The 11,545-nt window shown below is 63.7% G+C and carries 11 protein-coding genes; 8 read left to right on the top strand and 3 right to left on the bottom strand.

Annotated features, from left to right (window positions below):
* Positions 1–182: 182 nt before the first annotated feature.
* Both RSO41_RS11405 and RSO41_RS11400 read left to right on the top strand, forming a co-directional pair.
* Positions 183–422 (top strand): hypothetical protein, encoded by a 240-nt coding sequence (locus tag RSO41_RS11405; RefSeq protein ID WP_315619226.1) that lies wholly within the window; start codon positions 183–185, stop codon positions 420–422.
* Between the two features lie 423 nt (positions 423–845).
* Positions 846–1,022: a biotin/lipoyl-binding protein gene (locus RSO41_RS11400; RefSeq protein WP_315619225.1), complete on the top strand. Its 177-nt coding sequence runs from the start codon at positions 846–848 to the stop codon at positions 1,020–1,022.
* On the opposite strand, the gene norR is transcribed toward RSO41_RS11400, so the two are convergent.
* Positions 983–2,521 (bottom strand): nitric oxide reductase transcriptional regulator NorR, encoded by a 1,539-nt coding sequence (gene norR / locus RSO41_RS11395; RefSeq protein WP_315619224.1) that lies wholly within the window; start codon positions 2,519–2,521, stop codon positions 983–985. The two genes, RSO41_RS11400 and norR, sit on opposite strands and share 40 nt — an antisense overlap.
* A 281-nt stretch (positions 2,522–2,802) precedes the next feature.
* Between norR and hmpA the strand changes: the two genes are divergently transcribed.
* Positions 2,803–3,987: an NO-inducible flavohemoprotein gene (hmpA, locus tag RSO41_RS11390; protein ID WP_315619223.1), complete on the top strand. Its 1,185-nt coding sequence runs from the start codon at positions 2,803–2,805 to the stop codon at positions 3,985–3,987.
* A gap of 70 nt (positions 3,988–4,057) precedes the next feature.
* Here hmpA and RSO41_RS11385 read toward each other — a convergent pair whose 3' ends face one another.
* A complete protein-coding gene (locus RSO41_RS11385) occupies positions 4,058–4,969 on the bottom strand; it encodes an AraC family transcriptional regulator (protein WP_315619222.1) in 912 nt (303 codons plus the stop codon).
* Positions 4,970–5,292: 323 nt separating this feature from the next.
* Here RSO41_RS11385 and RSO41_RS11380 point away from each other — a divergent pair, with 323 nt between their 5' ends.
* From RSO41_RS11380 to RSO41_RS11370, 3 genes are all read left to right on the top strand, one after another.
* Complete coding sequence (locus RSO41_RS11380; RefSeq protein ID WP_315619221.1) at positions 5,293–6,357, top strand: NAD(P)-dependent alcohol dehydrogenase; 1,065 nt, start codon at positions 5,293–5,295, stop codon at positions 6,355–6,357.
* Positions 6,358–6,615: 258 nt separating this feature from the next.
* Positions 6,616–7,239 carry a SagB/ThcOx family dehydrogenase gene (locus tag RSO41_RS11375; RefSeq protein WP_315619220.1) on the top strand — a complete coding sequence of 208 codons (624 nt, stop codon included), beginning with the start codon at positions 6,616–6,618 and terminating at the stop codon, positions 7,237–7,239.
* A gap of 57 nt (positions 7,240–7,296) precedes the next feature.
* Entirely contained in the window at positions 7,297–7,647 is a 351-nt protein-coding gene (locus RSO41_RS11370) for a VOC family protein (protein WP_315619219.1), read from the top strand.
* A gap of 27 nt (positions 7,648–7,674) precedes the next feature.
* On the opposite strand, the gene RSO41_RS11365 is transcribed toward RSO41_RS11370, so the two are convergent.
* The gene (locus RSO41_RS11365) at positions 7,675–8,376 is read right to left on the bottom strand and encodes a lipoyl protein ligase domain-containing protein (protein WP_315619218.1); all 702 of its coding nucleotides are present in this window, start codon (positions 8,374–8,376) and stop codon (positions 7,675–7,677) included.
* 194 nt (positions 8,377–8,570) lie between these two features.
* Between RSO41_RS11365 and RSO41_RS11360 the strand changes: the two genes are divergently transcribed.
* Complete coding sequence (locus RSO41_RS11360) at positions 8,571–9,740, top strand: isovaleryl-CoA dehydrogenase (RefSeq protein WP_315619217.1); 1,170 nt, start codon at positions 8,571–8,573, stop codon at positions 9,738–9,740.
* 148 nt (positions 9,741–9,888) lie between these two features.
* The gene (locus RSO41_RS11355) at positions 9,889–11,496 is read left to right on the top strand and encodes a carboxyl transferase domain-containing protein (RefSeq protein ID WP_315619216.1); all 1,608 of its coding nucleotides are present in this window, start codon (positions 9,889–9,891) and stop codon (positions 11,494–11,496) included.
* Positions 11,497–11,545 lie beyond the last annotated feature (49 nt).

Genomic DNA, 11,545 nt, shown 5'->3' with positions numbered 1-11,545 from the left:
TGTGATCATTACAGGAACTATGGTGGAAGAACTGAAGGCCATTTGGAACCAGCACCCACTACATTAGATGATGACCCGATGTTTTCCACGAAAAAAATGGTAGCGTTGATATCAGCAATGAATTGCTTGGTGTTCTAAAAGGGATTCAACTATCTTCTAAAAGCTCCTCTCAGGAGAAAGCATTGGCTATAAGCCTGGCAAATGAAATAGTAAATTTAAAAACAACTTCAGAAAGAACCACATATTTGAGCATTGGAATGTTTGGATTATGTCAACTCGAAGCTAACGGGGGAATTGCCAATACTGAGCTACTCTCTCTGGTTTCAAAACTAATAGATAACTCACTTTTAATAGGCACCGATGACTCTCTATCAAAACAATCCGAGGAATCTCCCGAAGAATTTTATAACAATCAAAAATAGCCAGTCGCGTCAGCGCGTTGTTACCTAGTGCATCAATTTTCCGAGAGCAGCCAGTACAGCAATATTTCTTGAGCATCTTGACCAGAGCACCGGTGACGACACCAACCGCCACCGGTGCAACAAACCTGATGGCGTTGTCCTCCAAGCCTCCGTTCGCGTCCAATCTCACGCTTGGGAAGCCTTCCACGCTTCCCCCTGCCTCTCGCCTCTCGCCTCTCGCCTCTCGCCTCTCGCCTCTCGCCTCTCGCTGATCATTTTCATGCGAATTCAGCCATATTGTTTGCAACTTGTCGCGCCAAGGTCATGAATCGTTCTCATTAGTTTCTGGGTGCGCCGTCGCCCGAAAATGACCCTGTCGTTGCTGATCCTCGTCGCCCTGTTGCTGGTCGCCGGCTGGCGCTGGGGCTGACCTCGGCCCCGGCGGTGCAATGGCAGACCGCCCAGGTCTCCGGTCAGCTCACCGAGCTGCACGTGGATGTCGGCGACAGCGTGGAAGCCGGGCAGCTGCTGGCGGAGCTCGAGGCGCTGCGCACCCAGCTCGAACAGCGCCGGGCGGGATGTCACGACGCCTTCAGGCCCAATCGCCTGGCCAGCCGATGAAGATTGCCCGGGTCCATGCCCAGTGCCCGGGCCGACGCCGCCCAGTTGCCGTCATGATCGCGCAGGCTTGCCTGGATGTGATGCCGCTGAAACGCCTCGGTCGCTTCCTTCAGCGACAGCGACGGCCCGGCCGATACTGCATGGGCACGCATGGAGACCGCCGCGCCGCCGTCATCAGGCAGGTCGAGGTGGTCAGGCGTGATCAGTGCCACGGCCTGGCGCCGATCAGCGGTCGCCGGCGTTTCATGATCTCCCAGCGCCCGTAAGGCCGCCCTGGCCAGCGTATGTTCGAGTTCCCGCACATTGCCCGGCCAGTGCCAGGCCAGCAGCGCCGTCTCGGCCTCCGCCTGCAGCCGCAGGTTGTTGAGCCCCAGACGAACCCTGTTGATCTCGAGAAAATGGCCGACCAGCAGCGGAATATCCTCGGGGCGATCCCGAAGGGGCGGCACATGCAGGGGAAAGGCACTCAGCCGATGATAGAGGTCCGCGCGGAATCGGCCGGCCTCGACTTCGGCCTCGAGATCGCGGTTGGTGACGGCGACGACCCGCACATCGACCTGGCATGGCGTTTCGCTCCCCAGCGGCTGAATCTCGCCTTCCTGCAGCACGCGCAACAGCTTGGGTTGAAGTGACAACGGCAGCTCGCCGATCTCGTCGAGCATCAGGGTGCCGCCATCCGCCATCGCGAAGTGACCCCGCCGGTCCTCGGTCGCCCCGGAGAAGGCGCCGCGCCGATGGCCGAACAGCTCGCTCTCGATCAGGCTCTCCGTCAGAGCGGCGCAGTTGACCTTGACCAGCGGCCCCTGGTGGCGGCCCGAGCGCCGATGCAGGGCACGTACCGCCAACTCCTTGCCCACCCCCGTTTCCCCATGCAGCAGCACGCTCATGTCGGTGGGCGCCACCAGCTCGATGGCATTATCGAGCTGGCGCATGGCGCGACTGTTCCAGCGCCAGCCGACCTCGGAAGACGACGCTTGAGTCAAGGCCTCGCTGAGACGGGTACGGGTCGTGCGCAACCGCTCGGCCAGGCGCAGGCAGGTGCCCAGTAGCCGCGCGATACTCAGCAGTTGATCGTCATCGAGGCCGTCCAGACACCCCGGCTCGAGCGCATCCAGCGTCAACAGGCCCGTCAGTCGCTCCTCATCGCGCAGCGCGACGCCGAGGCAGTCATGCACGTCGCTGAGGTCCTCATCGATCAAACCATCGAAAGGGTCCGGCAGCGGACTGTCATGGGGAAATCGACATACCCCGGGATGGCTGGCGATCGCGGCAAGCCGAGGGTGGTCCTGCAACGCGAAGCGTCGCCCGCGCACCTCATCATTGAGTCCCAGCAGCGCCACCGGTCGCAAGGCATCGCCATCCATCACCATCAGGGTGCTGGCATCGGCGGGAAAGTCTCCTACCAGGGCCCGGAGCAGGTGGCCCCAGTGCACCTCGGACGCCTCATGCTCCGCGAGCTGGGCCAACAGCGTACGCAGCGCCTTGAGAAACTCCGTCATTCGCTCCCCCTCCGATAGGCCGACATGATAACGAGACTATGACAGTCAATTGTCATAATGACACTACCAATGTCATATCGACCAGTGTCATTTAAACACTTCCAGGCCGAAAACCGAGTATGAGCTCACTGACAGATGCTTGGAAGCATCCTGGAATTCGATATACGACAGACAGTTATAGCCAACCATGTGACGAAGTGTCGCAATGACAGCGAGGTGGAACACCCCTTGCTCCTACAGGGTGTCTCCACCCACATCCTGAATCGAGGCTGACGCGAACCATGCTGACACGTGCACAGGAAGACATCATCGACGCCACCGCCCCCGTCGTTGCCGAGCACCTCACGACCATCACCCAACGCTTCTATCCATTGATGTTCGAGCGCTACCCCGAGGTCGAGCCGCTCTTCAACCAGGCTCACCAGGCCAACGGCGGGCAGCCGCGGGCCCTGGCCGGCGCGGTCCTGGCCTATGTCCAGCTGCGCAAGGAACCCGCCAGGGCACGGCGCACCCTGGAAACCGTGGTCAACAAGCACGTCTCGCTGAACATCCAGCCCGACCAGTATCCGATCGTCGGCGAGTGTCTGATGGCCGCCATCGGCGACGTCCTGAGCGAGGCCGTCACGGAAGAGATCGCCGATGCCTGGGGGGCGCTGTATCAGGAACTGGCCGATCTGCTGATCGATCTCGAGAGCCAGCGTTACCGCGAATTCGCCGAATCCACCGGCGGCTGGCGCGGTACCAGGTCCTTCCGGATCGCCGACACTCGCCAGGAAAGCGCTGTCATCCGCTCCTTCATTCTGGAGCCGGAGGATGGGCGTCCCGTAGCCGCCTTCCAGCCCGGCCAGTTCATCGGCGTCCGCCTCATGATCGACGGCAAGCCGGTCTATCGGCACTACAGCCTGTCGGCCTATCCCAATGGCCGCAGCTATCGCATTTCCATCAAGCGCGAAGCCGACGGGGTCGTCAGCCGCCACTTTCACGAGGCCCTGAGTGTCGGCGACCGTATCGAGCTGCTGCCGCCCGCCGGTGACCTGACTCTGCCCGAGGAGGGACACGATCCGGTCATGCTGCTCAGCGGCGGCGTCGGCCAGACGCCCATGCTGTCGCTGCTTCGCCAGGCGCTGGAACAGGGACGACAGGTCGTCTACCTGCATGCGGCACTGGATGGCGATCATCACGCCTTCGGCGATGACGTCAACGCCCTGGCACGCGACTATCCCGATCATCTGCGGGTCATCACGGTCTACGAGCAGACCGACGATGGCGCCGCTGTCGATCATGTCGGACGCGTGCATCACGACCTGATCGCCCGCCACCTGCCCGCCGGCACGCCGCACTGCTACTTCGTCGGGCCACAGGGCTTCATGGTTGCCGTCGATGGATACCTGCAAGCACTGGGCGTGCCTGAAGAGCGCCGCCACTTCGAGCATTTCGGTCCTTCCCGCGCTCTCGAAGCCGCCTGACGACAGGCCACGCGCGCCACACCGGACAGTCGCCGCCCGGCGGCTGTCCGGCCAGGCCGCGCGCCCACCCTCACGAAACCCGCAATGCTCGCTCTTCCTGGCGATGCTGCAAGGGCGAGATTCCGAAGTAGCGCTTGTAGTCGCGGCTGAACTGCGAAACGCTGCGATACCCCACCGCCGAGGCCGCCTGATTCACGTTGCAGGTCTTCTGAGCCAGCAGCTGTTGCGCCTTGAGCAATCGCAGCCGCTTCAAGTACTGCAGTGGCGATGCCTGCACGATTTCCTTGAAATGCTGATGGAAGGTCGACGGGCTCATGTTCGCCTGACGAGCCAGCGCCTCCACCGACACCTCGTCCGCATAGCGGGTATGCAGCCGCGACAACACCTGGACGATGCGCGAGTAGTGCCCCTGGTGCAGCACCAGAGCACGAAGCGCCGGCCCCTGTCGGCCCCTCAAGGCTTCGAACACCACGTCCCGCACTCGCGACGCCCCCATGGCAGCCGTCTCGGCGGGATCGTGCAGGGTCCTCAACAGCCGCTCCACCGCTCCCTGCATGCCATCGGTCATCGATACCGACGCCATCGGCACCGGCGACGCTTCAACCTCGCTCGAAGGCTGGCCGCCCCCTTCACCGATCATCGTCACCAGCTCGCCGAGCAACGCCGGATCGAGGTGCACCGCCACCCCCAGCAAGGGTGCTTCAGCGGAGGCATGGGTCTCGCACTCGAAAGGCAGCGGCAGCGTCTGCACCAGATATTGCCCGGGGCCATAGTGGATCTCCCGGTCCCCCAGGTAGCCGATCTTGTACCCCTGGGCCACGATGATCAGGCTCGGCTCGTAGATCATCGGCGTGCGGCCGCTCGGCCGATGCATGGCCATCAAGGACACCCCGGGCAGCTGGGTCGGCGTATAGCCGTCACCCTCGACCAGGGGCGCCAGCAGATCGACCAGCGAACCGGCGTGAGATTCTGTGATATGCATCCTGAAATCCTTCCTCCATGCCCGGGGCCATCGAAGATTCATCGGGCCGCCCCTTCATGACGGGCAAAAGCGAGTTCGTAGAAAGTAGCAAAAATGCGAGAGAAACGTGGATTCACGGCGGGCTCGACCAGCGCCATGATAATTTCTTGTCGCCTCGGGGCTACATGATGGCGGCATCAGCGCTTCCACGGTACAGAAGGACGCCACCTCTCGGAGAAACGGGCAAAAAATCCGGAGGAACGTCGGTCCTCAGCGCCCCTCGCCGCTTCCATAATGAGCCCAGCCTCACCCCGAGGCATCACAGACCGACAGGAGAGCCATTCATGAGTCAGACTCGTGCCTATGCGGCCCATGCGGCCGACCAGCCCCTGGCCCCCTTCGCCTTCGAGCGCCGTCAGCCGCGCCCGGACGACGTCGCCATCGAGATCCTCTACTGCGGCGTCTGCCACAGTGACCTGCACTTCGCCCGCAACGACTGGGGCATGACACGCTTCCCCATCGTGCCCGGCCACGAGATCGTCGGCCGCGTCACCGCCGTGGGTGACGACGTCAGCCGCTTCCAGGTCGGCGACATGGTCGGTGTCGGTTGCATGGTCGATTCCTGCCGCCACTGTCAGCCCTGCCAGGACGGCGTCGAGCAGTTCTGCCTCGAAGGCTTCACCATGACCTACGGCAGCGATGACCGCCAGGACGGCACCATGACCCAGGGCGGCTACTCGGACAGCGTCGTCGTCAGCGAGCACTTCGTGCTGCGCATGCCCGAAGGCCTCGACCCGGCCGCCGCCGCCCCCATCCTCTGCGCCGGCATCACGACCTATTCGCCGCTCAGGCACTATGGCGTCAAGGCCGGCCACAAGGTCGGGGTGATCGGCATGGGCGGCCTCGGCCACATGGGCGTCAAGCTGGCCAAGGCGCTGGGTGCCGAGGTCACCGTCTTCACTCGCTCCGAGGCCAAGGTCGAGGAAGCCCGTCGTCACGGCGCCGACCATGTGGTCGTCTCCGGTGATGCCGCCCAGATGGAGGCCGTGGCCGAGACCTACGACTTCATGCTCGACACCGTTCCGGTACAGCACGACCTCAATCCCTATCTGGCGACCCTGAAGTACGACGGCACCCATATCCTGGTGGGCCTGCTCGATCCCATCGAACCGGCCATCGAAGGCTTCAACCTGGTCTTCAAGCGTCGTGTGCTGGCCGGCTCGCTGATCGGCGGCATCCCCGAGACCCAGGAACTGCTCGACTTCTGCGCCGAGCACGACATCACCTGCGACATCGAGACCATCGACATCCAGGACATCAACACCGCCTATGAGCGCATGGAGAAAGGCGACGTGCGCTACCGCTTCGTCATCGACATGGCGTCGCTGAAGAACGAAAGCGCCGACTGACGGCTCGCGCCTGCCGAGGCCCCCTCGGCAGGCGCCCCCATCCCCCTTGCCTTGCCTTGTCTTGCCTTCCCGCCACCTTCCCTTCCAGCAGCCCCGTCACCGTGACAGGCCGTAGCGTACACACAGCAGATCGGTCACTCCCGACACTGTAACGTCAGGAAACGCCTGCCATACTGACCTGACGAGATTCCAGAGACATGCTGGAGGCATCACTGTCGCGGTGTCCGAGTCGTGTCGTGATACACAGGGAGTCAAAGGATGACATTGAATTTGCCCACGCCAGGGGCACCGGAAACGACGTCGCTGGCCGAGTGCATCAGACGCCGGCGCAGCACAAGAGAATACGCCGAATCGCCGATCCCGCTCTCCTGTCTGTCGGAGCTGCTCTGGTCGGCCCAGGGAATCACCGGCGATGAGGGCAAACGAGCGTCTCCGTCGGCCGGTGGGCGCTACCCGCTTCACCTCCATGTTCTCGTACGAAGCGTCGACGGTCTGCCACCGGGCCTCTATGCGTACGGGGTCGATGACCATTCGCTGCAGCGCATGGATGACCTGCCATCGGATGCCGTGGTAGAGGAAATGGGAATCGGCGATCAGCCATGGTTGCGTGACGCCGCTGTCATGATCGGCGTAGCCGCAGACCTGGCAGGCACCATTGAACACTTCGAGGACCAGCCACCGGCAGGCGAGCGTGGTCCACGATACGTCTACATGGAAACCGGCGCCCTGGCCCAGAATGTTCAGCTTTACGCGACAGCCCTGGAGCTTGGCTGTGTCCTGGTCGCCGGATTCGAGGATGGGCTGACCAGGAGCGCGTTGCGGTTTTCTTCGAACCTGGCCCCCTGCGCGTTACTGTGTATCGGGTATCGACCGAGTACGTGAACTCAGCCTGCCAGACCAAGCGACGCTCACCGTGAACAACAGCCTCAGGGAGGGACAATGAAGGTCAAACGCATCGTCGCCAATACCGACACGCCGGCGCTCGACCAGGCGGCCGCTTTCTACCAGGATATCCTCGGCCTCGACCTGCTCATGGATCATGGGTGGTTCCGGACATACGGCTCGGACGAACAGATGATGGTCCAGGTCAACTTCGGCTCGCAGGGCGGATCCGGTACACCAGTACCGGCGCTATCGATCGAAGTCGACGACCTGGATGCCGCCCTGGCGAGGTTCGAGAAGGCCGACATTCCCGTCGAATACGGCCCCGTCAGCGAGGAATGGGGCGTGCGCCGATTCTATGTCCGCGATCCCTTCGGGAAGCTGATCAATATCCTGCAGCATGAATGAGCGAGGTGGCCGCCCCTCTGGCCCGGCTTAGGTTACCGAACGCAGACGCGCCACCAGATCGGTCAAGGCCGTCTCGAGCGCCAGGTCGGGCAATGCGTCGCGCAGGGCGATATGGCTCTCGGCCCGGAAATGCTGGGCATCGCCGACAGCCGACTGGAAGTCGTTGACGACCTCGACCAGCGCCGACGGCGTCCCCTCGACCTGCATGGCACCATGCACCAGCAACGCCATGTCACGGCTGCCCTTCACGCGACGCCAGCGCTGGGCCGTGCCGACCAGCTTGCGGCCGGCAATGCGCACGTTGAAGCGGCCATCGCAGTAGGCCCCCGGCACCGCACCGAGATCCGCCGAGGCCACGCCCAGGGATGCCAGCCACTCACACCAGGGGTCGCCCAGGCGGTGATAGCCCCAATCGAGATGCGCCGCCGAACTGCGCACCTCGCAGCGCACCGCCAGGGCCAGGTTGACCACCATCGGCCCCTGGGGCACCGGCGTGCCGCCGGTGGCACGGAACAGCACCGGCCAGCCTCGCGCCTCCAGGCGCGACCGCGCCTCGGCGAAGCCCTCGAGGCGCGCGTGACGACGCGGCATCACCAGGGCTCGGTCATGCGGCGACCAGGCCAGGCACTCCAGCTGGCTCTCGCCCCGGCACACCCCTTCCAGCAACGCTTCCTCGGCGGCGAGCCCCTCTTCCACCGTGGGATGCCGAAGGATGCTGTCGTTCGTCATCATCTCGCTCGCTCAAGTCGTGAAGGCCCAAGCTTACGTCGTCACCCCCGACCGGCGCCATCGCACACCACCTTGGTCGAACCTCTCATCCATGACCTTTACGTTAACGTAAACCTGTCTTAGTCTTGGCATCATCACCTCGAAGAATGATCGGACGTGCCCCATGGCGCGTCACCAGACCAGCGGAGTTCGCCATGCACGCGCCCTACCAACCCCTCGACTTCGGTCTCGACGACGAACTGAACATGCTGCGCGACCAGGTCAACGCCTTCGCCCGCGACGAGATCGCGCCGCGCGCCGCCGAGATCGACGCGAAGAACGAATTCCCCGACGACCTCTGGAAAAAGTTCGGCGACATGGGCCTGCTCGGCATCACCGTGCCGGACGAGGACGGCGGCAGCGGCATGGGCTATCTCGCCCATTGCATCGCCATGGAAGAGATCTCGCGGGCCAGCGCCTCGGTGGCACTCTCCTACGGCGCCCATTCCAACCTCTGCGTGAACCAGATCAAGCTCAATGCCAACGCCGAGCAGAAGGCCAGGTACTTGCCCGGCCTGATCAGCGGCGAGCACGTCGGGGCACTGGCCATGTCCGAGCCCGGCGCCGGCTCCGACGTGGTCTCCATGAAGCTCAAGGCCGAGAAGCGCGGCGCGCACTATGTGCTCAACGGCAACAAGATGTGGATCACCAACGGCCCCGACGCCGACATCCTGGTGGTCTACGCCAAGACCGATCCGGAAGCGGGCTCGAAAGGGATCACTGCCTTTATCGTCGAGAAAGGCATGAAGGGATTCTCCACGGCCCAGAAGCTCGACAAGCTGGGCATGCGCGGCTCCAACACCTGCGAGCTGGTCTTCGAGGACTGCGAGGTGCCCGAGGAAAACATCCTCGGCGAGGTGAACAAGGGGGCGCGGGTGCTGATGAGCGGCCTCGATTTCGAGCGCACCGTGCTGGCCGCCGGCCCCATCGGCATCATGCAGGCCGCCATGGACGTGGTGGTACCCTACCTCCACGAACGCAAGCAGTTTGGCCAGTCCATCGGCGAATTCCAGCTGGTGCAGGGCAAGGTGGCCGACATGGTCACCACCCTGAACGCCTGCCGGGCCTACCTCTATGCCGTCGCCGGCGCCTGCGACCGCGGCCGCACCTCACGCAAGGACGCCGCCGGCGTGATCCTCTACTGCGCCGAAAAGGCCACCCAGATGGCACTCGACGCCATTCAGCTGCTCGGCGGCAACGGCTACATCAACGAATACCCCACCGGCCGCCTGCTCCGCGACGCCAAGCTCTACGAGATCGGCGCCGGCACCAGCGAGATCCGCCGCATGCTGATCGGCCGCGAAATCTTTAATGAATCGGCTTAAAACCAGCTATAAGCCGTAAGCTATAAGCTGTAAGCAAGACAGCCCCGTCGCAGGACGCCCCTCAGGAGTCTACGGCAAGTAAGTCGGCGCGGCAGGCAACCTCTTAAAGCTTAAGGCTTACAGCTTACGGCTCATCTCGGAGAGATGTATGTCCATCTTGCAGACCCAGATCAACCCGCGCAGCGAGGGTTTCCAGACCAACGAGGCGGCGATGCGCGCCGAGGTGGGCGGGTTGCGGTCGTTGACCGCGGCGATTCACCAGGGCGGTGGCGAGAAGGCGCGCGCCCGGCATGAGTCGCGCGGCAAGCTGTTCGTGCGCGACCGTATCGACCATCTGCTCGACGAGGGCTCGCCCTTCCTCGAGTTCTCGGCGCTGGCCGCTCACGAGGTCTACGACAGCCCGGTGCCCGCCGCCGGCGTGGTCACCGGCATCGGCCGCGTCTCCGGCGTGGAGTGCGTGATCGTCGCCAACGACGCCACGGTCAAGGGCGGCACCTACTTCCCGCTGACCGTGAAGAAGCACCTGCGCGCCCAGGAGATCGCCCGCAAGCACCGCCTGCCCTGCCTCTACCTGGTGGACTCCGGCGGCGCCTACCTGCCGTGCCAGGACGAGGTCTTCCCCGACCGCGACCACTTCGGGCGCATCTTCTACAACCAGGCCACCCTCTCCGCCGAGGGCATTCCGCAGATCGCCGTGGTCATGGGCTCCTGCACCGCCGGCGGCGCCTATGTCCCGGCCATGGCCGACGAATCCATCATCGTGCGCGAACAGGGCACCATCTTCCTCGGCGGCCCGCCGCTGGTGAAGGCGGCCACGGGCGAATCGATCAGCGCCGAGGACCTGGGCGGCGCCGACGTTCACGCCAAGGTCAGCGGTGTGGCCGATCACTACGCCGAGAACGATGCCCATGCCCTGCAACTGGCGCGGCGCTGCGTGGCCCGACTCAACTGGCAGAAGCGCGGTCAACTGGCCATGGCCGAACCCAGGCCGCCACGCCTCGACCCCGAGGAGCTCTACGGCATCGTCGGCACCGACCTCAAGAAGCCCTTCGAAGTGCGCGAGGTGATCGGCCGCATCGTCGACGACTCCGCCTTCGACGAGTTCAAGCGCACCTATGGCGACACCCTGGTCACCGGTTTCGCGCATATCCACGGCCACCCGGTGGGCATCGTCGCCAACAACGGCGTGCTGTTCTCGGAGAGCGCCGTGAAGGGCGCGCATTTCATCGAGCTCTGCGCCCAAAGGAAAATCCCATTGATTTTCCTACAAAATATTACCGGTTTTATGGTCGGCTCGAAGTACGAGCACGAAGGCATCGCCAAGCACGGCGCCAAGCTGGTCACCGCCGTGGCTTGCGCCAAGGTGCCCAAGTTCACCGTGCTGATCGGCGGCAGCTTCGGCGCCGGCAACTACGGCATGTGCGGCCGCGCCTATGATCCCAACCTGCTGTTCATGTGGCCCAACGCCCGCATCTCGGTGATGGGCGGCGAACAGGCCGCCGGCGTGCTGGCCCAGGTCAAGCGCGAGCAGATCGAGCGCGAGGGACGCGAATGGTCCGACGCGGAGGAAGCCGACTTCAAGCAACCGACCCGCGACCAGTACGAGCACCAGGGCCATCCCTACTACGCCAGCGCGCGACTCTGGGACGACGGCGTCATCGACCCCGCCCAGACCCGCGACGTACTCGGCCTCTCGCTCGCCGCCGCCATGAACGCCGAGGTCGAAGACACCAAATTCGGCGTGTTCAGGATGTAGACGCGCTTCGCGCCAGAAACGAGTACCGAGCGACGAGATACGAGCAGCT

The sequence above is a fragment of the Halomonas sp. I1 genome (assembly GCF_032334135.1).
Classification (GTDB): Bacteria; Pseudomonadota; Gammaproteobacteria; order Pseudomonadales; family Halomonadaceae; genus Halomonas.
Note: the sequence above shows the minus strand (reverse complement) of the source record. Positions and strands in the feature narration are given on the sequence as shown.

Bases quoted from the DNA above. Each gene is read 5' to 3' on its own strand.
- RSO41_RS11365 (WP_315619218.1), bottom strand. From the start codon at position 8,376: ATGACGAACGACAGCATCCTTCGGCATCCCACGGTGGAAGAGGGGCTC.
- RSO41_RS11355 (WP_315619216.1), top strand. From the start codon at position 9,889: ATGTCCATCTTGCAGACCCAGATCAACCCGCGCAGCGAGGGTTTCCAG.
- RSO41_RS11370 (WP_315619219.1), top strand. From the start codon at position 7,297: ATGAAGGTCAAACGCATCGTCGCCAATACCGACACGCCGGCGCTCGAC.
- RSO41_RS11360 (WP_315619217.1), top strand. From the start codon at position 8,571: ATGCACGCGCCCTACCAACCCCTCGACTTCGGTCTCGACGACGAACTG.
- RSO41_RS11385 (WP_315619222.1), bottom strand. From the start codon at position 4,969: ATGCATATCACAGAATCTCACGCCGGTTCGCTGGTCGATCTGCTGGCG.
- RSO41_RS11375 (WP_315619220.1), top strand. From the start codon at position 6,616: ATGACATTGAATTTGCCCACGCCAGGGGCACCGGAAACGACGTCGCTG.
- hmpA (WP_315619223.1), top strand. From the start codon at position 2,803: ATGCTGACACGTGCACAGGAAGACATCATCGACGCCACCGCCCCCGTC.
- norR (WP_315619224.1), bottom strand. From the start codon at position 2,521: ATGACGGAGTTTCTCAAGGCGCTGCGTACGCTGTTGGCCCAGCTCGCG.
- RSO41_RS11380 (WP_315619221.1), top strand. From the start codon at position 5,293: ATGAGTCAGACTCGTGCCTATGCGGCCCATGCGGCCGACCAGCCCCTG.